This is a genomic window from Paenibacillus sp. JZ16, assembly GCF_015326965.1.
GTDB lineage: Bacteria > Bacillota > Bacilli > Paenibacillales > Paenibacillaceae > Paenibacillus_AQ.
Genome location: NZ_CP017659.1, coordinates 7,237,433 through 7,258,720 on the forward strand (window position 1 = coordinate 7,237,433; position 21,288 = coordinate 7,258,720).

The 21,288-nt window shown below is 47.3% G+C and carries 25 protein-coding genes; 22 read left to right on the top strand and 3 right to left on the bottom strand.

Going from position 1 to position 21,288, the window contains the following annotated elements; translation table 11 throughout:
* Nucleotides 1-7: 7 nt before the first annotated feature.
* Nucleotides 8-880, top strand: a complete 873-nt coding sequence (locus BJP58_RS32525; RefSeq protein WP_194542104.1) for a carbohydrate ABC transporter permease — start codon at nt 8-10, stop codon at nt 878-880.
* Nucleotides 881-1,004: 124 nt separating this feature from the next.
* Here BJP58_RS32525 and BJP58_RS32530 read toward each other — a convergent pair whose 3' ends face one another.
* Entirely contained in the window at nt 1,005-1,943 is a 939-nt protein-coding gene (locus tag BJP58_RS32530; protein WP_194542105.1) for an NAD(P)-dependent oxidoreductase, read from the bottom strand.
* A gap of 290 nt (nt 1,944-2,233) precedes the next feature.
* Here BJP58_RS32530 and BJP58_RS32535 point away from each other — a divergent pair, with 290 nt between their 5' ends.
* Entirely contained in the window at nt 2,234-2,668 is a 435-nt protein-coding gene (locus BJP58_RS32535; protein ID WP_194542106.1) for a MarR family winged helix-turn-helix transcriptional regulator, read from the top strand.
* Between the two features lie 54 nt (nt 2,669-2,722).
* Nucleotides 2,723-3,361 carry an NAD(P)-dependent oxidoreductase gene (locus BJP58_RS32540; protein WP_194542107.1) on the top strand — a complete coding sequence of 213 codons (639 nt, stop codon included), beginning with the start codon at nt 2,723-2,725 and terminating at the stop codon, nt 3,359-3,361.
* 277 nt (nt 3,362-3,638) lie between these two features.
* Here BJP58_RS32540 and BJP58_RS32545 read toward each other — a convergent pair whose 3' ends face one another.
* Nucleotides 3,639-4,100, bottom strand: coding sequence for an Hsp20/alpha crystallin family protein (locus BJP58_RS32545; RefSeq protein ID WP_194542108.1), 462 nt, complete (start codon nt 4,098-4,100; stop codon nt 3,639-3,641).
* A 122-nt stretch (nt 4,101-4,222) separates the two neighbouring features.
* Here BJP58_RS32545 and BJP58_RS32550 point away from each other — a divergent pair, with 122 nt between their 5' ends.
* The 5 genes from BJP58_RS32550 to BJP58_RS32570 are packed head-to-tail and all read left to right on the top strand — an operon-like array spanning nt 4,223 to nt 5,949.
* Nucleotides 4,223-4,444: a spore germination protein gene (locus BJP58_RS32550; protein ID WP_071218161.1), complete on the top strand. Its 222-nt coding sequence runs from the start codon at nt 4,223-4,225 to the stop codon at nt 4,442-4,444.
* 21 nt (nt 4,445-4,465) lie between these two features.
* Entirely contained in the window at nt 4,466-4,693 is a 228-nt protein-coding gene (locus BJP58_RS32555; RefSeq protein ID WP_074961788.1) for a spore germination protein GerPB, read from the top strand.
* 47 nt (nt 4,694-4,740) lie between these two features.
* On the top strand, nt 4,741-5,361 hold the full coding sequence (gene gerPC, locus BJP58_RS32560; RefSeq protein WP_194542109.1) for a spore germination protein GerPC: 621 nt from the start codon (nt 4,741-4,743) through the stop codon (nt 5,359-5,361).
* Nucleotides 5,339-5,524 carry a spore gernimation protein GerPD gene (locus tag BJP58_RS32565; RefSeq protein WP_071218159.1) on the top strand — a complete coding sequence of 62 codons (186 nt, stop codon included), beginning with the start codon at nt 5,339-5,341 and terminating at the stop codon, nt 5,522-5,524. The genes gerPC and BJP58_RS32565 overlap by 23 nt, the downstream gene beginning before the upstream one ends.
* The gene (locus BJP58_RS32570) at nt 5,521-5,949 is read left to right on the top strand and encodes a spore germination protein GerPE (protein ID WP_194542110.1); all 429 of its coding nucleotides are present in this window, start codon (nt 5,521-5,523) and stop codon (nt 5,947-5,949) included. The genes BJP58_RS32565 and BJP58_RS32570 overlap by 4 nt, the downstream gene beginning before the upstream one ends.
* 120 nt (nt 5,950-6,069) lie before the next feature.
* Here the strand turns inward: BJP58_RS32570 and tlp are convergent, their stop codons facing one another.
* Entirely contained in the window at nt 6,070-6,297 is a 228-nt protein-coding gene (gene tlp / locus BJP58_RS32575) for a small acid-soluble spore protein Tlp (RefSeq protein ID WP_194542111.1), read from the bottom strand.
* Nucleotides 6,298-6,521: 224 nt separating this feature from the next.
* On the opposite strand from tlp, the gene BJP58_RS32580 reads away from it, so the two are divergent.
* The 14 genes from BJP58_RS32580 (at nt 6,522) to BJP58_RS32640 (ending at nt 21,287) form a co-directional block, all read left to right on the top strand.
* Nucleotides 6,522-7,817 carry a YCF48-related protein gene (locus tag BJP58_RS32580; RefSeq protein WP_194542112.1) on the top strand — a complete coding sequence of 432 codons (1,296 nt, stop codon included), beginning with the start codon at nt 6,522-6,524 and terminating at the stop codon, nt 7,815-7,817.
* 198 nt (nt 7,818-8,015) lie between these two features.
* The gene (locus tag BJP58_RS32585) at nt 8,016-8,198 is read left to right on the top strand and encodes a hypothetical protein (protein ID WP_071224374.1); all 183 of its coding nucleotides are present in this window, start codon (nt 8,016-8,018) and stop codon (nt 8,196-8,198) included.
* A gap of 3 nt (nt 8,199-8,201) precedes the next feature.
* The gene (locus BJP58_RS34020) at nt 8,202-8,330 is read left to right on the top strand and encodes a hypothetical protein (RefSeq protein WP_267907851.1); all 129 of its coding nucleotides are present in this window, start codon (nt 8,202-8,204) and stop codon (nt 8,328-8,330) included.
* A 90-nt stretch (nt 8,331-8,420) separates the two neighbouring features.
* A complete protein-coding gene (locus BJP58_RS32590) occupies nt 8,421-8,837 on the top strand; it encodes a DUF2500 domain-containing protein (protein ID WP_113056724.1) in 417 nt (138 codons plus the stop codon).
* A 67-nt stretch (nt 8,838-8,904) separates the two neighbouring features.
* Complete coding sequence (locus BJP58_RS32595) at nt 8,905-9,654, top strand: SDR family NAD(P)-dependent oxidoreductase (RefSeq protein ID WP_194542113.1); 750 nt, start codon at nt 8,905-8,907, stop codon at nt 9,652-9,654.
* A 203-nt stretch (nt 9,655-9,857) separates the two neighbouring features.
* Entirely contained in the window at nt 9,858-12,191 is a 2,334-nt protein-coding gene (locus BJP58_RS32600) for an AraC family transcriptional regulator (protein WP_194542114.1), read from the top strand.
* A 145-nt stretch (nt 12,192-12,336) separates the two neighbouring features.
* Nucleotides 12,337-13,968 (top strand): type 2 periplasmic-binding domain-containing protein, encoded by a 1,632-nt coding sequence (locus BJP58_RS32605; RefSeq protein WP_194542115.1) that lies wholly within the window; start codon nt 12,337-12,339, stop codon nt 13,966-13,968.
* Between the two features lie 84 nt (nt 13,969-14,052).
* Entirely contained in the window at nt 14,053-15,012 is a 960-nt protein-coding gene (locus BJP58_RS32610; RefSeq protein ID WP_194542116.1) for an ABC transporter permease, read from the top strand.
* Between the two features lie 14 nt (nt 15,013-15,026).
* Nucleotides 15,027-15,908, top strand: a complete 882-nt coding sequence (locus BJP58_RS32615; RefSeq protein WP_194542117.1) for a carbohydrate ABC transporter permease — start codon at nt 15,027-15,029, stop codon at nt 15,906-15,908.
* A gap of 15 nt (nt 15,909-15,923) precedes the next feature.
* A complete protein-coding gene (locus BJP58_RS32620; RefSeq protein ID WP_194542118.1) occupies nt 15,924-17,051 on the top strand; it encodes a glycoside hydrolase family 88 protein in 1,128 nt (375 codons plus the stop codon).
* 173 nt (nt 17,052-17,224) lie between these two features.
* Nucleotides 17,225-17,860, top strand: coding sequence for a copper resistance CopC family protein (locus tag BJP58_RS32625; protein WP_194542119.1), 636 nt, complete (start codon nt 17,225-17,227; stop codon nt 17,858-17,860).
* A complete protein-coding gene (locus tag BJP58_RS32630) occupies nt 17,861-18,949 on the top strand; it encodes a copper resistance D family protein (RefSeq protein ID WP_194542120.1) in 1,089 nt (362 codons plus the stop codon). It abuts the gene before it with no gap.
* A gap of 145 nt (nt 18,950-19,094) precedes the next feature.
* A complete protein-coding gene (locus BJP58_RS32635; protein WP_194542121.1) occupies nt 19,095-19,526 on the top strand; it encodes a GNAT family N-acetyltransferase in 432 nt (143 codons plus the stop codon).
* A gap of 69 nt (nt 19,527-19,595) precedes the next feature.
* Nucleotides 19,596-21,287, top strand: coding sequence for a GAF domain-containing sensor histidine kinase (locus BJP58_RS32640; RefSeq protein WP_194542122.1), 1,692 nt, complete (start codon nt 19,596-19,598; stop codon nt 21,285-21,287).
* Nucleotide 21,288: the final 1 nt, after the last annotated feature.

Sequence of the window (21,288 nt, forward strand, 5' to 3'; positions counted from 1 at the left end):
TACTGTTATGGAGCCAACCATCGTCGTTGAACACAAAACTCAGCGCGTTAGGAAGAGTCAGTTTAATTTAGGCACCACGTTGATGTACGTTGTTTTGACAGCGTGGTCCCTAACAACCATTTATCCGTTATTCTGGATCGTGAACAACTCGTTCAAGGTTTCTCGCGATGTGATGAATAATTCCTTTGGTATCGCATGGGAACCGGTGTTTGTGAACTATCAGAACGCATTTGACCGCATTAATATCGGAAGAAGTTATATCAATAGTTTGGTGATGTCCTTCAGTACCGTATTCTTGGTATTACTGCTCGGGGGATTAGCCGCTTATGTATTGTCCAGATTCAACTTCAGGGGCAAGCGCACCATCTATTCCATTCTGTATGCGACTTTGTTGATTCCAGCGTTTGCAACCGTAGTCCCGGTATACGAGCTGCTGATCAAAACGAGCCTGGTCAATACATATTGGGGCCTGATCTTCCCGCAAACGGCAGGCAATCTGACGTTTGCCACCTTGGTGATTGCCGGTTATATGGCAACCATCCCGAAAGAGCTTGAAGAAGCGGCTTTCATGGATGGATGTAACCGATGGCAGATGTTTGTTAAGATCTTCGTGCCGATCTCGCAGCCGGTATTTGCATCGGCGAGTATATTTGTATTTATGTGGTCGTACAATGACTTGTTCTCAGCGTTGATCTTTGTAAACAAAGAGAATGTCCGTCCGATCGTTGCATTGCTGAATGAGATCAGCTCCCAATACGGAACAGACTTTGGTCTGATGGCTACGGCAGTATCGTTGACCGTTATTCCGGTGCTGATTGTATACCTGTTTATCTCGAAGTATATTCAGAAAGGTTTGACTGAAGGAGCTGTCAAGGGTTAAGAAGAGAGCGAACTCAACGAATAGGCAAGTCAAGAGGGGACCTTGTCGTCACCTGTTTGACTTGCCTATTCGTTGTTATATTCCATTTAGTCTTTTAATCTGAAGCAAGAGTTGAATCAGCAATTTAAGCAGTTGGACGATTAAATTCAACTAAGCGTGAGAAACCATCTTCTCCATGACCGGCATGGATTGCTCTTTGGGCAATGGCTTTTGCTGCGTTTAAAACGCTGCTATCGATGCCGTGATGTTCGGCCACGTGGATGATATGCTCCATACTTGTCATATTGGAGATGAGACTCGAGCCTTCACCAGGGTATACGCCTTGATCCACATCTTGTGCGATATAGGTCATGATATCCGGCATAATGTTGATGATATTTTGCGCATAGGGAGCGATGTCTTTCGCGGCAATGTTCTCAGCGCGTGCGATAGCCAGAGCGTGTACATAGCCGCTCATGGCTGTCCAGAACACATCCAGCAATGCAACATCATAGGCTGCGGCACGACCGGGATCCTCCCCAAGGAACGAAGCGGTCCCTCCCAGACTGGAAAGTGTTTTCAGGTGGCTGCGGTAAACTTTTTCTTGCCCGCTGTACAGAACAACGGCTGAAGGCTGCCCAATGGTCGTTATCGGCGTCATGATCGCACCATCAATATAGTTAATACCGTTCTCGGCTGCCCAAGCCGCCATTTCGCGTGCACGTTCAGGAGAGTCGGCTGTCAGGTTTATAAGGGTTTTCCCTTTCAATGCGCTAGTCGCATTAGAGAGAATGGAGCGGACTGCATCATAATTGAGTACACAGATGATAATAAGCCGGCTGGCAAGCACGGCATCCGGAACAGTCGGAGCAAGCACTGCACCTTGTGTAATAAGTGGGTCGGCCTTAGCAGCTGTCCGGTTCCACACCGTTGTAGCATGGCCATTCTTGATAAAAGCTCCGGCAAGCGCTTGGCCCATAGGGCCGAGCCCGAGCACGGTCACATGTTCCTTATTGGTGTTTTGCTTAGTTTCACGAACATTAGGTTCGATCCCATGACCTTGACTTTGATTCAATTGTTCCATCTTTTTTTCCTCCTTGAGTGTTGGCTTCGAATATAGTGTAGACCTTGACACTAATGTCAAGGTCAATCGTTATTTTTAATCTCCAAAAAGAGGTGAGTAATTCAACATATGAAAAATTCATAACAATGAAGAATAACGCTCTCTATCTCTCAATCAAACTATATACGCTTTTGAACGTACCTAATTACGACGATCATAATAAAATCAATCATAAGACTAACTAAAAGAAAGTTGTTGACAATATATTAGTGCTGTGTTAATTTGTATATACAAATGAGAGGTGTCTGGTTATGAACATTGATGATTCCATACTGAGCTCATGCTTGTTTTTTACTTCAAATCGGTTTGCTCGTTCGATGACCAAGATGGCGGAGGATGCTTTTGCGAAGGCCGGCTTATCTCCTACGTATTCCTACGTTTTGGTGGTGATCCATCAATATCCCGGCATTACGCAGAAAGAGCTAAGCGATAAGTTGTCCATTGCTCCATCCACAAGCACACGGTTCATCGATAAGCTGGAGGAGAAGCAGTTAGTACAGCGCAAATCTGAATGGAAAGAAACGCATATTTTCTTAACGGATGAAGGGAAGTCGTTATATGAGGAGCTGAACCAATATTTTGAACAGCTGTATGGACAGTATGTTTCCCTCTTGGGGAAGGAACATAGCGAACAGTTAACTAAACTTCTTCATGAATCCAGTGAAATATTGAAAAAGGGAAAATAAAGCCTTTTTTTCGTCCCTCATTTGCATATACAATTGATAAAGGAGAGATTCACAATGCAGATTGGTATTATCGGTGCGACAGGGAAAGCGGGAAGTCTGATTCTCAAGGAAGCACAAGCACGCGGTCATGAGGTAACGGCAATTGTACGGAATGTTTCCAAGATCTCCGATTCGAGCGTGAACATTTTGGAGAAGAACGTGCTGGATTTGACGAATGCCGATCTTCAGGGCCTCGATGTCGTCGTGAATGCCTTTGCGGCGGCGCCCGGGCAAGAAACGCAATATGTGGAGGTTGGCCGGGTATTGATAGAAGCTCTTAAAGGCACGAATACCAGACTGTTTGTGATGGGTGGGGCCGGAAGCTTGTTCGTGGATGAAGCCAAAACCTTGCGACTCTTGGAAACTCCAGATTTTCCTAAGGAATACTATCCGACGGCATTTCATGCCAGTGAGAACTTGAAAGACCTGGAAAAATCTTCCGATGTGAAATGGACGTATCTAAGTCCGGCAGCGTTCTTTAATCCGCACGGTCAGCGCACGGGCAGCTATCAGGAAGGCAAGGACCATGTCATTGTCAATTCAAACGGTCAAAGCTATGTCAGCTACGCAGATTACGCGATTGCGGTATTGGATGAGCTTGAACAGCCGAAGCATATCCATGAGCGGTATACGGTAGTATCCGAGGCGGAATAAGCCCGGCAACAACCTTTATATAAATCTCGACAAGCTGATTTCATTAGAAATCAGCTTGTTTTGATGCGAAATATCTAACTCAATAAGTGAGTATTTCATCATATGAAAAATTCACAACAATGAAATAACCTCTATTTATCTAGCCACTTCTATCTCTCTGCACCCCAACCACCTGTATAGATCCTGTCATTTAAGTATAAAAGGAGGGGAAACCTGCATACAACCAATGTTGTACGCAGGTTTTTCAGATTGTGAATAACGGGTAAGGATTCTTCATTCATAAGAAACGAATATTGATATCATGAAATCGGCCAGTAGACATTTTAGGCATCTTAATTTGTAAAGTGGACTGTTTATAGGTCGCAATGCTTTGTGCAGGAAGAATGGGGACGGGCAAGACGATGGTCTGGCTTTGATCTTTTGGCAAACCGTGGATTTTGATCTGTGTTCGATTAAGTTTAATCCATAAATTTTCCGGATGGACACGTTTGGGTACATAGCATTTCACAACCAGAAAGTTATGCGTATCAAAAGTTTCGTATCGAAGCGTATAGGGGTTAGGCAGCATTTCATTTCCGGCCGTTGCTTGTCTTATCGTATCCTTCACATAATCTTCAATGACGGTTGGATCCAGCTGAAAATCCTCATTGAGGTCATTAAGATCCTTGAATGGAAAGGAACTGTTGTTGAAAAAAGAGTCCTTCGATAACCATTCAGGGCGCTTGGATCTTGAGTTCACTAGATATCCCTCCTTCGTTCTGTAATTTCATTGTATGGGCGAAGGAAGGTTAGAGTGACATCTGGGCATCCAACCACATAGAATAAATCCAAGCGTATGATTTTGAATGAAGAGGTGGAATTGTGGTTTCGATTATCGGCAATATGAAGATTGTTAACGTGGGCCCCAGTTCTACGGTCTTGGTTGGAAATACAGGCGTCATTGATTTAAACAGCTCCACAAAAACGTATTCCGGCGCCAACTCGTTCAACACCGGTGACAATATTGGCACGAATATTGCAAACAACCAGGCCAACAGCTTGAACACCATTGATCCGGACCTGATTGATTCGGCTAATGCTTAATTAAGGTTGTTGTGATCCACTGTGAATCTAACGGTACATCAATGTATTAACATACAGCAGCTTCGGGTTGAGGCGGTAACGAATTCTTCGGTGCTGCAGATTGGGACCGCTGGAGAGATCCGGGCATTGTCCAATATTTATAATACGGGTGGATTTACAGGCCCTGCCCCTGAATTTGAGCCTCAGCCTAATAACAATCCCCTGGTTCCTCTACCTGCTCCGACTGAAGGACTGTATAGACAAGAATGAGGTGAATGGCCTGCGCATAGATTGTATAGGAGCAGGGAGGCGGTTCCATGTACGATTATTATATACAGCAATTGTTCCATATTCTTCATACCCAGTCAGAGCAGCTGAGTAGAATGGAACAAATGCTGAAGGAAATGCGCAGTGAAGTAGATCGATTAAGACAGGGAAGCGAGAAAACGATAGATCGGGTGGAATATAATTTTGATTTATTGAAAATTGAAAAGTTGGAAGGCACTTTAAATATTGGACTGATGCCAAAGGATGGGCAGTCCCTGGACGATATTACCGTGAATGGTCAGCCGCCGTTAGAACTGTCCCAGTCGGGATATTCGGGCGGCGAACTGTACTCGAACATCTATCAGAATGTATCACGTTATCTAGAAGATACAGTACCCGAGCAGATCGAGCGCATGATTCCCGAAGCCCATCTTGTGCTTGGTGATGAATATGCTGCCGTTATTATTGAAGATGTGCGCAAACAACTCGGTGACCGAATTACGGTGTATTTGAAGCAATATCAAACGAACAGGGAAACCATGAACCCGCAAGAGGTAGAGCAATCGATCATCAAACAAATGAAGAGTGAGATCGCTTCGGCAGTTGAGCAGCACCTTCTTAATTTGCAACGAGGGAAGTGGCATTCAAATGAAAATGACAGTCGTCAATAAAGAGCTCCAGGTTGGTTCGATCCGCATTACGGCGATCTCAAGCTCGTCCGTACTGTTGATTGGAGATACCCATGTGATTAATAGCTCCTCCATGTATGATACACCTTCCGAATCACTGCAGATCAGCCCGCTTGTTCCGTTATCCCCGGGTTCCGCACCATGAAACGTCATTCACATGTTGATCACATGTATATCATCAATATTTCAGATAGTTCAGCATGTATATGCGGTGAATCGGGACATATCGATGCCAATACACGCGCATTGGCGGTTCAGCGGCAGGTGCCGGTGTTTTTTGAAGACGAGGGAGATTATGAGGATTACTCGATATTTTCCCGATCCATACCCACATGGTCGCCGCAATCAGACGTAGAACTAAACATTATACAAGACCATAAGAAGATTCATGTGGGATGTATCGATATTATAGCGACTGCATCTGCGTCGGTTGTACAGGTGGGTCCGAACGATACCATGGATTTGGAATCCAGGGTGAAGGCAATCAGACATTTTATTACGGGCGCGCCCGAGTATTTAAAGGATTATAAGGGAGTCATTGTCAAAAAGAATTTGGTGAAGAAGGAATAATCTCAGTCGGTTCGAGATGAGACAGCTGATTCAAAATAGGTGATGTCTCATGGCCAATACGATATGTACAAAACAGGAGGAGCATTATATGCGCCTCCTGTTTTTATGTTGATCTGTGGATTATTCTCCTTGCTGATGAGCAGCTTCGTCTTTGATCTCTTCCCGGAAGCCGGAAATACTCTTTTCACGACGAGCATTACGATCTTGAATCTGTTCTTTCTCGCTTGCCGGAATTTCATCCCCAAACTCCTCGAGATAATCTTCGGCTTCACGGTAGTTTTCAATCGTTTTCTGGACCGCCTGCTGCAGATGCTCTACATTGTCTTCGCGATTATCGGGTTTAGCCATGACATTTCACCTCCTTAAATTCAACTGCCTTGCTAAAATTACACACCTCAAATAGTTTTCCATCATAAAAACATCCTTATGCATATGAGACTGACACTATCAAAAAAGCTACAGTATTGTAAATTTTGCAAGTCAGTTCTTTACATTTCTGTTGGACGGAATATGTTATAATGTCGAAAAAGCAGACTTGCAGCATGACATCGAAATAAGAGGAGGAAGAATTCTTGAGATCAAGTCGTTTTATAGTCTGGCTCAGTATGCTAATGATGATGGCATTCATGTTAGCAGCCTGTACCTCAGAACCGATAAAACAACAGCAAACTTCTACAGTAGAAGGCCCTCCTGAATCGGTTGAAGATGAAGAAGAAGGTCAGACCATTACACTAGTAACGCCGGATACGGCGATGAAAGCACCCGAGGAAAAAAGCAAATATCAGATACATACACGGTTGACGGATTTCCAACTCTTGAATGAGTCAACGGGGATTGCTTGGGGGATAACGAACACGGAATTACGTCTGTATCAGACTCAGGATTATGGCGAAACGTGGGTTGATATCTCTCCATCCTCCAATGTACAGTTCGTTGATAAGCTGGAGTATGGGAAAGACATCGTGTTTACGGATAAAAAACATGGTTGGATTATACGCAACAAGCAGAGATCAGCCGAAACGATCCTGCTCAATACGACGGACGGGGGAGATACCTGGAAGCTTTCTTCGCTGCCGGAGACGGGTGTCGTCACGGCCATGTCCTTCGTTTCGTCTCAGCAGGGATGGATTATGGCGAAAGGCGATCTATCCCGGGGCTCTGAGGAGAAGTCGCTATTTCGAACCAGTAATAATGGCGGGTTATGGGAAGAGGTCATGCAGAATACGGAGTATCCTACATCCCGTGTTCCCGGCAGCGTGATTCCACGAACAGGGTCCATCATCGGCTTAACCTTCACGGATTCGCTTGTCGGATTTGCGACCATCCGTGAAATGCAATCCTCCAAACTGTATATTACCCGTGATGGAGGCCAGAAGTGGAAGTCCTCCGGACAGATATTTAAGAGCAAGCTGCTGGATCGGTGCGGTTCGATCTTTGCCGGCGCCCCCAAGTTTCTGGGCAGAGGAAGTAACGGAAGCGAGGTTTATATACCGGTTACCTGCGTGAAGGATGATCAGGCAAGCTATTTGGGTTACTTTACGGCCGACACGGGGAAATCATGGAATTTGGTGTCATTCCCCATGACGGGTGATACCGGCAAGGGCTCCATTCAGCCTGTTTTCCGCCGGCTTCATGACGGGTGGAGAATGGTGAACGGTATTGTTTATCATACGAATGATATGGGCAAGACCTGGAAGCCATTTCCGAGAAGCAAGCTCCTGAACGATAATCTCGCCAAATATCCGAACGTGGTGAAACTGCAATTTACATCGTCTGATGTCGGTTGGATGCTGATTGAAACAACGGACAAGAATCGATCGCGACTAATGAAAAGCAGTGACGGTGGGGAAACCTGGCAGGGTCTATAGATTGTGGCGAGAATACGTGTTTGAATATGCCAATAAAAAGACCAGATTAAAAAAGCTTTATCAACCGCGACTTTATCAGTTTTGATAAAGCTTTTTTTCGGTTTATTTTGTGAAATTAATCACAAACATTAACCTCCATGTATGCTACTATAAAGATGTAATCAGATACTCCAAATTGTTTAGAAGGGGACGATCCTCATGCATACCGATCAAATGACGATTAACTTCCTCCGCCTTTGCTACCATTGTGATGATGCATGTTTATGCGACACCGAGGAGCAGTGTCTGGCTTGCTGGAATGAGCAGGAAATGACACCAGAGGAGCATGAAATGACAGGACAAGAAGAAACGATGAAATGGATGAGATTGGCTTACGATTGAATAATGATGACAAAGATGACCATGAAGAGTATGAATGGAAGCGGACGTTCTAGTCTTCGCGAAGAAGCTGATGACTGGTTAAGTGCAGACATCGGCTTTTTTGGTGCTCCCAGAAAAGGACAAGTTCTTTAAAATTTCAATCAAACTTTCCATGAGCTATGAGTTAAATTGTCCGAAATAAAGCATATACATATTTCAAGACAAGGTGGAGGGGGGAGCCGTATGGGATCGGGGTCAGTTTGGATGTTCGATTTTTTCGGCAGCGTTATGCCCGTGTTTTTCATCGTCGTCATCGGGATCATTCTGCTGTCGGCCGGTAAGGGAATCTTGCAATGGAGTCAGAATAACCGACAGCCTTTGCTATCGGTCGATTCCAAGATTGTGAGCAAACGAACGGAAGTGAAACATACGCAGCAGACGGATGATACGATGTCGAGCCGCACTCGTACCACCTATTATCTGACCTTTGAAGTGGAGAGCGGAGACCGCATGGAGTTTGTTGTAAATGGGGAGGAATTCGGCATGTGCGCGGAAGGAGACGAGGGACTGCTGCGTTTCCAGGGAACCCGGTACTACGGATTCGTTAGGCACCCTAGAGCGAATCTTAGCGTGGTCCGCGGTTATGACCATCCTAAATAAGAGACGGGCTTAATTTTATATACGCCTTCTCCTGTGGTATATAATGAAGGAGAAGGAGGGGCGGCATATGAAATTTCAGGATAAAACGGTCGTAATAACGGGCTCTGCCCATGGGATTGGCCGCGGATTGGCTGAGGCTTATGCTCTAAGCGGAGCTCGAGTGATATTAAGCGATGTACATGAAGAACAGGGCAGCCTGGCGGCAAATGCCTTGCAGGAACAAGGATTGAACGCGGTCTTCACCCCTTGCGATGTAAGGAAGGAAGAAGATATTAAACGCCTGATGAACCAAGCCGTCCAATATGCCGGCACCATCGATATTTTGATTAATAATGCCGGGGTCTCCCGTTGGAAATCGCCATATGAGCTAACGGTTGAAGACTGGGACGATGTGATCAACACGAATGCCCGAAGCTGTTTTTTGGCAACGCGCGAAGCGGCGGTACATATGAAAAAAGCTGGGAATGGCGGGGCTATCGTCAATATGTCATCCACGCGTTCGATCATGTCCGAGCCGAATTCGGAGGCTTATGCAGCTTCCAAAGGAGCCATTGTCGCATTGAGCCATGCCATGGCCGTAAGCCTGGGGCCCGATGGAATTCGGGTGAATTGTATAAGTCCGGGGTGGATTGAAACGGGAAACTATGATGAGCTTCGTACAGCGGATCATAAGCAGCACCCAGCTGGACGGGTAGGAACCCCAGCTGATATCGCCAAAGCCTGCTTTTATTTTACCGATCCGGATAATGATTTTGTCACAGGGACCCATCTGGTTGTGGATGGCGGCATGACCCGCAAAATGATATATGAGCCTTAGTTCATCTGAATATCTAGAGCGTCTTCCCATGGAAGGCGCTCTTCTTCGTGATAGTCATGGGGCCGATACTCTCGTATATGATACAAATTCGTGATGCATTAACATTTTTGAAGAAAACCTGTTCATGATAAATAAAAACAGTATGATGTAATTAATGTAAGTATGAAGAAGGTCACATCTAAAGAATGGGAAGGAATGTGGGTATGGGGAAATTGAAGACAACCAGTGCAAAAAATGAACGTTCCAATCGAGTGTCCGTGTTCGTTACACTGCTCATGTCCTATCTTGTGATACTGCTGATCCCGGTCATCGTGTTCTGGGGACTGTATACGCAAATCGAGCGGATAATGATCGAAAATGCCAACAACTCCAACATGGCACTGATCGAGCAGGCGAAGCAGGTGGTGGACAGCCGATTGGATGAAATGCATCTGATTTCCCGGAACATCACTTCGCATCCGCGGCTGGATGCGCTGCTAAAGGCAAGCTCCCCTCGAAATGGTACCGAGAACTACAATTACTACACTTTCATGCAGGAAATGCAGCGATACCGTAACAGCAGCAGTTTTATTACCGATTTTTACGTATATTTACGGGAGAGCGATACGGTTCTCAGTCCCTCCTTAAAGACAACGTCTCGTGTCTTGTTCTCCGATATATACGGATATGAAAAATTAACCTATCAACAGTATCAAGCAGATATTCTGCACGGAATCCACTTTAACCGGTATTTACCCGTGACCGAAGTTGGCAAAGGGTTGAATCAGAAACGCATGCTCACATATATGCAAACGCTTCCATTTGGTGAGAAAGCCAATCCCAAAGGCGCCCTTGTTATGCTGATTGAGGAGAGGCAGATCGCAGGATTGCTTGATGAGATTGTGAAAACAAACCACGGAACCATTTACATCAAGGATGCCAGCGGCCAAGTGATTCTGAGTGCCGGTGAACCCGAGGTTCACAGTACGGGTAAAACCGCGGATAATCCACGAGTGATGACGGTATCGACAAGATCTGCCCGGAGCGGGTGGGAGTATGTATCGGCCGTGCCGGAAAAGGCGTTTATGGAAAAGGTCTATATGGTCAAGCGAATGGCCGTCGGCGTTCTGGCCATCTGTCTTGTTGCTGGGATTGCGGCCTGTGCGTTCATGACCTACCGCGCGTATTTCCCTTTGCGTGACATTATCCGTTTCATCCGGCAATCTCATCCGGCTAAGGAGGGTAAGGTGCGTAACGAATATGATTTTATCAAATCGACGATGGCGGATTCCTTCGGTAAGCAGACGGAGATGAAGGAGCAATTGTCCAGGCAAACACCGGTGATTCGGTCTAACTTTTTGCAGCGTTTATTGAAGGGAAACGTGGATACGGCGGATATGTCCGATCATGCTCTGGATTTCATGGGGATCTCGTTCCCGCATTCGAGTTTTGCGGTTGCCTTGATCGAGCTGAGGGATGCCAGCGGGTTCATACATAATGAGCGGGAAAGCGAATGGGCCCTGATCCGTTTTGTCACCGGGAAGGTGGCGGAAGAAATTCATCCCTTTACCGCATATTCCGTGGAGCTGGAGAAGAACCTGGTTGCCATTATTCTAAACATGCCGGAACCGCTGCATGATAAGGTCGACCAGCTGTACGATTGGGCAGAGCAAGTGAAGCTGGTGATTGAACAGCGCTTTAAATCCGATATCACGATCGGGATTAGCGAAATCCGTACAGGTCTTGGCTGTTTGGCGAGCGGTTACACCGAAAGCTTGAAGGCTTTGGAATATTCCATTTTTACTGCGTATAAACCGATTTTATTGTACGAGGAAATGAAACAGAAAACGGAGGTGTATTATGATTTTCCCATTGAGACGGAAATCCAGCTCATTAACGCCATGAAAAGCGGGGATACGGATAAGGCGCAAGATATCATCCAGTGTCTGTACCACAATAACTTCAACGGACAATCCATCTCACCTGAGCTCGGCAGACTCATGTTCGCTAACCTGCTCAGTACGATGTTCAAGCTGCTGAATGCTTTGAATTTGAAGTACGAGGATATATTCGGCGAGTCAGGCAAAACGCTTGAAGAAATTACGGAGGGGAGCACGGTTGAGGAGCTCTACCGGGAAGTGAAATGGATGTTCGGCAAGGTTTGTCTCTACGTAAAGGATCAAAGGGGCGATTCCTCTTCGCTGCTGCTTGAGAAAATCAAGAGATACATTGCGGATCATCACGACGATGCCATGATCAGTCTGGCTTCCATTGCCGAGCAATTTGATATTACACCGCCGTATCTGTCGGCTTTCTTCAAGAAAAACAGCGGCACCAATCTCACGGATTACCTGGCCAAGATTCGGATCGAGCGCTCCAAGGAAATGATGCGGGATGCCAAAAACACGATTTCGCACATTGCCCGTTCCGTCGGTTATACCAGTGACGTCGGTTTTATCCGGGTGTTTAAGAAATACGAAGGGATCACTCCGGGAAAATACAAGGAAACCCTGCATTCCCTATCATCGACCTTAAGAAATGATCATCTCAATTCTTAATCCCTGTTTATGGATGTTGAAACTGTACGGTATACGATGTAAGCGCTTCAGAGTTACGATTTGAACAGGGCGGGCTAGTTGGAACCACCTAAGCCTAATCTTATCGAATGATCATTCATTAGGGAAAAAAGGGAGGCGTCGTGATTTGAAGACAAACCGGAAACGTGTTGTGAGACTTGTGATCTTTATGCTGATTGTGGCTATGATTGCCGGATGCAGCGGAAAAAGCTCGGGGGCCGAGGAGCCTGCCGGGGAAAAAGGTAAGGAAGGAACAGACGTCGCTGTTGGTGGTGACCCAGAATATCCTGAACAATTGACTTATTGGGTATCGCTGAATGCAAATGCCTCTGCAACGATGCAGGATATGAACGGAATTGCCGCATATCAGGAGTTGGAAAAAACGACAGGCACCAAAGTGAAGTTCCAGCATCCGCCGGCGGGCCAGGAGGCAGACGCTTTTAACATTATGGTCTCTTCAGGCAATTTGCCGGATGTGGTGGAGCATGGATGGGCCAACGTATCAGGAGGTCCGGATAAAGCCATTTCGGACGGGTCCATCATCCGCCTGAATGAGTTGATTGAAGAGCATGCACCAAATCTAACGAAAGTGTTGAACGAGCACCCGGAATATAAAAAACTGATTACGACAGACGGAGGAAACATTTACGTATTTCCATTTATCCGCGGGGACGAATATTTGCTGACCTTTAACGGCCTGATCATCCGCAAGGACTGGCTTGACCAGCTTCAGCTGCCCGTACCGGAAACGATTGATGAGTGGTATGAAGTATTGAAGGCGATCAAGACCAAAGATCCAAATGGAAACGGGCAAGCGGATGAAATCCCGCTGCTGCTGGATATGGATATGACGGGCATCAACCATGCGTTTGTCGGCGCATGGGGAGTTACAACCGGATTTTATCAAGTGGATGGGAAGGTCCAGTATGGACCGATCCAACCGGAATTCAAATCTTATTTGGAAACGATGAGCAAATGGTATGCCGAAGGCCTGATCGATCAGGATTACGCGGCAACGGACGGCACGCTTAAAGATGCCAAAGTGACCAACAATCAAGTGGGTGCCTTCTCCGGTTACATGGGCAGCAGCCTCGGCCGCTATTCCGAGCTCATGATAAAAAGCAATCCGGATGTAGAACTGGTGGGCGCTCCGAACGTTGTCCTGAATAAGGGGGATAAACCGGTCCTTGGACAGAAGGATTCGCCGTTCAACGGATTTGGGGCGGCTGTGACGAAAGCGAACAAGTTCCCGGCGGAAACGGTGAAATGGCTCGATTACAAATATGGAGATGAAGGACATATGCTGTTTAATTTCGGAGTTGAGGGAGTCAGCTACGAGATGAAGGACGGATACCCGACTTATACCGATGAAGTGATGAAAAATCCAGATGGGCTGTCGATCACCCAGGCGATGTCAAAATACAACCTGGCTAGTTATTCGGGACCTTTCGTCCAGGATCGCCGATACATCGAACAGTATTCCGCGCTGCCTCAGCAGAAAGCGGCTATTGAGACATGGATGAATGCGGAGAATGACCGTTTGATGCCGATTATTTCCCCAACGGCAGAAGAAAGCACGCGTTATGCCTCGATCATGAACGATATTAATACGTACTACGAAGAAATGGTCAACAAATTCATTATGGGTGTGGAGCCGATCAGCGGTTTTGACCAATTTGTCCAAACGGTACAGGGTATGGGCATTGAGGAAGCGCTCCAGATTCAGCAAGCCGCGCTGGACCGCTTCAACAGCCGTTAAGTTGTAGGCGCATGAAGAGGGAGAGACTTCGACGGGATTCTCCCTCTAACTGTGAATGATTTTTTTGTCAGAGGAGGGTATACGGTGCAGCTTAAGGAAGAGACAAACCACGTTACGATACAGAGCAAGCCAGAGAGGTTCAGCGCAAGAGCTGCGAAGGACTTTCGCCGAAACTCCACGATTTACCTGATGCTGCTGCCGGTTGTGGCGTTTTATGCCGTGTTTCACTACGGACCGTTATATGGCCTGCAGATTGCGTTCAAGAACTTTTCGGCAGGGCTCGGCATATGGAATAGCCCGTGGGTCGGATTTCAACACTTCAGCGAATTCTTTAACGGATTTTTCTTTGAACGAGTGGTTACCAATACCATTATACTGGGCGCGTACGATCTCATATTTGTTTTTCCCGCATCCATCGTGCTGGCGTTAATGCTGAATGAGGTACGACATCGCATATTTAAGCGGACGGTACAATCCATTACGTATATTCCCCATTTCATATCTGTCGTTGTGGTTGTCGGGATGCTGGTGGATTTCTTGTCGGTAGACGGGCTGATTAATCATATCATCACCTACTTCGGCGGCAAACCGATATCATTCATGCGGCTGCCGGAATGGTTCCGCACCATATATACCTCATCTGCGATCTGGCAGGGGGTCGGTTGGGGCTCCATTATATATCTCGCAGCTATTTCCAATATCGATCCGTCCCTTTATGAAGCGGCTAAAGTGGACGGTGCCGGCCGCTGGAAGCAGATGCTTCAAATTACGCTGCCTGGCATCCTGCCAACGGTCATCATTCTGCTCATCCTGCGGATTGGGTCCTTTATGGCGCTGCAAGATGAGAAAATCCTGATTATGTACAATCCGGTTACCTATGAGACGGCCGACGTTATCGGTACCTACGTCTACCGTAAGGGAATTCTGGAAGCAAGCTACAGCTTTAGTGCCGCCGTCGGCATGTTTAATTCCATGATTAACTTTATGCTGCTCATTGGAGCCAATTATCTCAGCAAGCGGTTTACGGATACGAAGCTGTGGTAGAAAGGGGGGCATCTATGCGAACTTCAAAATCTGTCAGTGAAGTCCTGTTTGATTCTGCGAATGTCATTCTCTTGTGCTTGTTATCGATCGTCACGTTATACCCGTTTCTCTACGTATTGTTTGCTTCCATCAGCACGCCGGCTGATTTCGTTCAGCACCGGGGAATCCTGCTGTGGCCCAAGGGCTTCTCGCTGGATTCCTATCGTATGGTATTTGAGAACCCCAATATTATCCGAAGTTACCTGAACACGATATTTTATGTGGTGGTCGGCACGACGCTGAACATTCTGATGACGGCTCTCGGAGCCTATGGCTTATCCAGGAAAAACGTGATGTGGAAGGGCACCATCATGATGCTGATCGTAATGACGATGTTTTTTGACGGCGGGCTCATTCCGAAATACCTGCTCGTGAAAAATATGGGTCTGCTCGATACGTACTGGGCATTGATTATTCCAAGCGCCATGACGACATGGAACTTGATTATTATGCGAACGGCATTTCAAGGAGTACCCGATGCGCTCGAGGAATCCGCGCGGATCGACGGAGCCAGCGATTGGACCATTCTGTTCCGGATCATCATCCCGTTATCGCTGCCGGTCATTGCCGTCATGGTGCTCTTTTACGGGGTGTGGCATTGGAATAAATGGTTTGACGCCCTCATCTATTTAAGGGACCGGGACTTGTTTCCGCTTCAGCTCATCCTGCGCGAAATTCTGATCCAGAACGATACCAGCAGCATGATGACCTCGGTAGGAGGGGGAGATAGGATGCCGGTTGGCGAAACAATTAAGTATGCAACGATTATGGTGGCTACGCTGCCGATTTTGTTTCTATATCCATTCCTGCAGAAATATTTCGTGAAAGGCGTCATGATCGGAGCCATTAAAGAATAAGGAGGCAGTTGACTCATGTGGGAGCAAGCTATTATGGATGCGGTAGAAAAAACCAAGCGGAATATCGGTCAATTTCCGATGAAGTTTCCTCATATCACGGAAGAGAAGCGTTACGAGTGGGGAGAAAGCAATGACTGGATTGAAGGATTCTACACCGGGATGATCTGGCTGTGTTATGAATACACGAAAGACCCCCTGTTTAAGGAAACGGCAATAGCACACTTGGAGGATTATAAGCAACGCCTGCAGGAACAGCGGCATCTGGACCATCACGATATCGGATTTCTGTATCTTCCCTCTGCACTGGCAGCGTGGATTGTGGATGAGCATGAAGAAGGTAAACAGCTCGCTTTGAAAGCAGCGGATCATCTGATGCTGCGCTGGCGGGAAGAGGGTCAGTATATTCAGGCCTGGGGCCGGAAAGGCGACGAGAAGAACGGCGGTCGCATTATTATCGATTGCATGATGAACATTCCGCTGCTGTATTGGGCATATGATCAGACGGGTGATGAGCGATACAAGCGCGTCGCCGTAGCGCATGCGGACAAGAGTCGACGCTACTTAATGCGGGGTGATGATTCGTCGTATCATACCTTTTACTTCAATCCGGAGGATGGAACCCCCATCCGAGGAGGAACGCATCAAGGATATCATGACGGATCAACATGGACGCGCGGCCAGGCATGGGCCATCTACGGATTTGCGCTCTCATACCGTTATACCCGTGATCCGAAATATTTGGATACGGCTTTACGCGCCGCTCGTTTCTTTATTGAATACTTGCCGGAGGATCATGTTGCGTATTGGGATTTTGACGTTCCGATTGAAGAGGGTACACCTCGCGACAGCTCCGCCTCCGCCATTGCGGCGTGCGGCATGCTGGAGATATTGGAGCATCTGGACGGAGAAGATGACAATAAAGGGCTATTGACAGAAGCCGTTGAGAAGTCGATGATATCTCTCGTAAACCAATATTCTACCATCGGTGAAGCAGCAGAGGAAGGCTTGATCAAGCATGGTTCCTATTACGTCAGAGGCGGTGCGGGTCCGGATGATTATATGATCTGGGGCGATTACTATTACCTCGAAGCTTTGCTGCGGCTGACCAAAGGGATACCTGGCTATTGGTATGAGAGAGGTTAGCATAATAGAATCTGTGTAACAAAGTGGGGATGTCGCGTGTTATGCGGCACCTCCTTTTTTCTGTGAAATATGTGGAATTCATTGTTCACAATTTACTCATTAGCATTGTCAGAATGTCTTTGTTATGATGAGGAAGATTCAAATTTGAGATAAATGGTTTGGAGGAGATATGCGTGTTGAAACATGTGAAAACTTCAGTCTTGCTGACCCTGGGTCTGCTGCTAATACTGGTATTCCCGACTGCAACGTGGGCCCATTCCAAGCTGGAAACCAGTACGCCCGCGGCGGATGCCAAGCTGACGGAAAGCGTACAGGAAGTAAGCCTGTCATTTAATGAAAATATCGATGAAAACTTGAGCACGCTCAAGATAAAGAATGCGCAAGGCGAATCGGTTGAAGTAGCAGAGGTCAAGATCAGTCAGAACACCATGCTGGGGACGCTGTCTGCACCGCTTCCATCCGGCTCCTACACGGTGGAGTGGAAAATCGTGGGCGGCGATGGACATCCCGTGGACGGGACATACGCTTTCGAAGTAGATGCCCCGGAAGCGGAAGCCGCTCCGGAGACACCGGCAGATACCGAAGAAACGCCTGCGGATACAGGAAACACGCAGGATGAAACAACGCCTGCGCAGGATACCGCTGCGGACAACACGGATCAAACGGCTGGCCAGGATCAGCAGGCAGACAACACTTCGGCTCCCGAACAATCGGCAGGCAGCGGTTCAACCGTGTGGATCGTCGTCATCGTGATTGTAGCATTTGTCGCAGGATATTTTGGAATACGAGCCTCACGGAAGAAAAAATAAATGTCTTATTATTGGTTAAGTGAGCCGCTACTATATTTAGCCTACGCCATTCTGGCAGGCATCACGGTACTGTCCCTCGTACCGAAAGCATATAAGCCGGACATTTCGGTTCCGGCCTGGCTTGGCCCGGTGGCGTCAGCGGCCATCATCGTATTTGGATTTGTGCCGCTGCTGCAGATCATGATGTTCTTCAAGGATGATATCGGGTTCTGGAAGTCTTTTAACAGCATCATGTTCAAGTTCAGCGAGGGTGAGCGTTACGCCTGGATTCTGGTTCTAGCGATCCTGTTGGCAATTCTGACCATGATCGTCCGCCGGAAGCCGGGTTCCGTATTACGCTGGCTTATGCCCGTTGCCTTGCTGGGCATTGCGGTGGCCATGTCCTCGTTTAACCACGCTGCATCCTTGTTCGAAAGTGCAGGACAGCTTGCCTTCTTCGGCCATTTTACAGCGATGGCGATATGGACGGGAACGTTGCTGATAACAGGATGGTTCAGTACGGATCAGAGCCGCTGGAGTGCGTTTCTTAGATGGTTCCATCCAACTGCGATCGTCTGTGTCATCATTGTTATCGGATCGGGATTATTCTTGATGACGGCCGTGACGCCGGATCCGATAAACAGCTGGACGCTGTCTTATGGTCAGGCTCTGCTGGTTAAGCATATTCTCATTCTGCCGCTGTTGGTATTCGCGTTTGTAAACGGTCATCTCGTCAAGCGCAAGCTGCGCCGGGATTCCGGTTATCATCCGATGGCATGGGCACGAAGTGAGGGAGTTCTGATCTGGTTGATTTATATCGTCACCGGATACATGAACCAGCAGCCTGCTCCGCATGAGGTCATAGATACATTGGCCTTGTATGGCCCTGCTGCAACTTTTGTTTGGTTCCATCCCGGGTTTACGATCGGTGAGCTGGCTTTCACGTGGAGTTGGATAGGAATCCTTAGCCTCTGTCTCGGGCTAGCGCTTCTGTGGAACGTCGTGAACGTATTCCGCAAAAACCGGGCCGCGGCAGGCGCGTTGTTATGCGGGCTAGGCGCTGTTGTGTTCATTTATTGCGGCCTGATGTTCTCGGTTACTACAGTTTAATATCGTTTGAGTTGACAAGATCCTTGCTGTTTACGCGGCAGGATCTTTTTTTTATGATAGGATGAGGAAGCTCAGACTGGATAAAGATGGTATACTTGCGAGTAAAAGGACCACCTGCACCTACTCTGCGAATGGAGGAAGTTTTATGAAAAAAGAGAGACATATCCGCTTGGCCTCTCATTCGGACGCATCCATCCTGGTCCGGTTAAACTGGGAGTTTAATGAAGTGTTAATGCCGCTGGAGGAAGCTGAACATCACTTAAAACAATCGGGTGAAATTGTGGCCATAGCCTATTTAGGTGATGACCCTGTTGGATTTGCCTGTGCTCAGTCCTTCCAATCCTTCTGTTACCGGGAGCATGTTGGCGAGATCACGGAATTGTACATTCAGGAGCGGGCAAGAAGGCAGGGGCTGGCAGGAATGCTGCTCGTTTTTCTGGAGGATCAATTGATTGCGCGTGGGGTGAAGGCCGTTAAGGTGCTTACGGGTCATGATAACCACCAAGCCATCGGAGTTTATGAGAAATCAGGTTATAAGCGGGAAGATGAAGTGCTTCTGGAGAAAGAGCTTGGGTAATATGCTGAATGTGTGTAACCTGCTAACCAATGGATATTTCACTTATCGATAGGGGATGGAGTGAGCCTGATGTTATGTGATAAAGACCAATACGTTGAAGAATTGCTCATTCTGAAGACAATAGCGGAAAATTTGAACCAGAGCAACGATATGAAGCAAATGCTGCAAACGACACTCGAAAAATTGCTGGATTTAACCCAGCTTGAGACAGGATGGCTTTTTCTGATCGGGGATCAACCACATTATGATCAAATAGCCGATGTCAACCTTCCGCCTGCTTTATCACGGGATAACAAAAAACCGATGCGATGCGGAGACTGCCTATGCCTGCGCTTGTATTGGGCAGGAAATTTAAATGAACCGGTTACGATTATTGAATGTGAACGACTGCATAATGCCAAAAAGGAGTGCTGGGGAGAAACTCACAATCTGACCCATCATGCTACGATTCCCCTCACGGTTCAAGGTAAACGGCTGGGGCTGCTGAATGTGGGTTCGCCAGGCAAAGAGCATTTTAGCGAGGGAGAACTTGCGTTGTTGCAATCCGTTGCCTATCAGATTGGAACGGCGGTCGAGCGGACAAAACTGTCGGAGCAAAGGGAGAAACAGGCGGTGGACAGCATAGCCCGTTTCATCGTCGATTATTATGCCAAGGCAAGCAAAGTAACCAGATATCTATGGAAAATTAACGATATGAAGAGAATGCATGTGGCGATTGTGGAGGAGCTTGCTCATGCATTTGGCTGGCCGACTGTTGCTATGATTACGTCTGACGATGACAACTTGTATCTTCGTGCGGTCCGTCAGAATGAAGTGACGCATAGCTGCAAGGAGTTGGTACGAAAGGCTGCCCATAAGACCGCACGAAAGTCAGGAATCGTACAACGGGCATATGAGGAACAAAACGTAGTGGTGCAAGAAGGCCTGGTCCGGGTGCTTCCCGGCGTTCAGCCCCATACGTATACGGCGGCGATACCATTAAAGCATCTTGAGCGTATTTTTCAGACCTATGAGACGATGGGGGTGCTCTTTATTGGCCGTGAGAGTGGGCCCTTCTCTGAGCTGGAGGTTGAAATCTTAGAGGTGCTGGCGGAGCATATATCATTGGCCATTGAAAAGATATGTTTATATTACGAGTGGCAGGATTTATTGTTGGTTGAAGAGAGGAACCGTTTGGCACGGGACCTACATGATTCCGTCAATCAAAAGCTGTTCTCTCTTTCACTGCTTGCCCAAGGCGTGCGTGAGACGACCTTACATGAGAATCCGCATACGGCGGAGGCAATACACGATATTGGACAGCTTGCCCAGGAAACGCTCACTGAAATGCGCTCGTTAATTTGGCAGCTGCGACCTTCCGGAGAGGCCAAAGGGATATTGGCTTCACTGAAGGACTATGCTGAGAAACTTGGCATACAGCTGACGTTTATCATGAAGGAAATTCCTGTTTTGACGAACCGGGTGGAAGAGTCCTTGTATCGAATTGGGCAGGAGGCATTGAACAATATCAGCAAACACGCGGGTACGAATCGAGCCTGGATCCGAATGGAACAGGACGGCTCCAGTCTATATATGAAAATATCGGATCAAGGCCGAGGATTCAACCCGGGATCGCCCGAACTCTGTCCGCATTCGCTTGGGCTTACCAGCATGAGGGAGAGGGCTTCAGAAATACAAGGAACCTTAAGTATAAGCAGCGAGGAAGGCACAGGGACGATGGTGACCGTAATGGTTCCGTTTTTATCCAAGAAAGAGGTTTGAA

Bases quoted from the DNA above. Each gene is read 5' to 3' on its own strand.
- BJP58_RS32525 (WP_194542104.1), top strand. From the start codon at position 8: ATGGAGCCAACCATCGTCGTTGAACACAAAACTCAGCGCGTTAGGAAG.
- BJP58_RS32530 (WP_194542105.1), bottom strand. From the start codon at position 1,943: ATGGAACAATTGAATCAAAGTCAAGGTCATGGGATCGAACCTAATGTT.
- BJP58_RS32535 (WP_194542106.1), top strand. From the start codon at position 2,234: ATGAACATTGATGATTCCATACTGAGCTCATGCTTGTTTTTTACTTCA.
- BJP58_RS32540 (WP_194542107.1), top strand. From the start codon at position 2,723: ATGCAGATTGGTATTATCGGTGCGACAGGGAAAGCGGGAAGTCTGATT.
- gerPC (WP_194542109.1), top strand. From the start codon at position 4,741: ATGTACGATTATTATATACAGCAATTGTTCCATATTCTTCATACCCAG.
- BJP58_RS32565 (WP_071218159.1), top strand. From the start codon at position 5,339: ATGAAAATGACAGTCGTCAATAAAGAGCTCCAGGTTGGTTCGATCCGC.
- BJP58_RS32570 (WP_194542110.1), top strand. From the start codon at position 5,521: ATGAAACGTCATTCACATGTTGATCACATGTATATCATCAATATTTCA.
- tlp (WP_194542111.1), bottom strand. From the start codon at position 6,297: ATGGCTAAACCCGATAATCGCGAAGACAATGTAGAGCATCTGCAGCAG.
- BJP58_RS32585 (WP_071224374.1), top strand. From the start codon at position 8,016: ATGCATACCGATCAAATGACGATTAACTTCCTCCGCCTTTGCTACCAT.
- BJP58_RS34020 (WP_267907851.1), top strand. From the start codon at position 8,202: ATGATGACAAAGATGACCATGAAGAGTATGAATGGAAGCGGACGTTCT.
- BJP58_RS32590 (WP_113056724.1), top strand. From the start codon at position 8,421: ATGGGATCGGGGTCAGTTTGGATGTTCGATTTTTTCGGCAGCGTTATG.
- BJP58_RS32595 (WP_194542113.1), top strand. From the start codon at position 8,905: ATGAAATTTCAGGATAAAACGGTCGTAATAACGGGCTCTGCCCATGGG.
- BJP58_RS32600 (WP_194542114.1), top strand. From the start codon at position 9,858: ATGGGGAAATTGAAGACAACCAGTGCAAAAAATGAACGTTCCAATCGA.
- BJP58_RS32615 (WP_194542117.1), top strand. From the start codon at position 15,027: ATGCGAACTTCAAAATCTGTCAGTGAAGTCCTGTTTGATTCTGCGAAT.
- BJP58_RS32620 (WP_194542118.1), top strand. From the start codon at position 15,924: ATGTGGGAGCAAGCTATTATGGATGCGGTAGAAAAAACCAAGCGGAAT.
- BJP58_RS32630 (WP_194542120.1), top strand. From the start codon at position 17,861: ATGTCTTATTATTGGTTAAGTGAGCCGCTACTATATTTAGCCTACGCC.
- BJP58_RS32635 (WP_194542121.1), top strand. From the start codon at position 19,095: ATGAAAAAAGAGAGACATATCCGCTTGGCCTCTCATTCGGACGCATCC.
- BJP58_RS32640 (WP_194542122.1), top strand. From the start codon at position 19,596: ATGTTATGTGATAAAGACCAATACGTTGAAGAATTGCTCATTCTGAAG.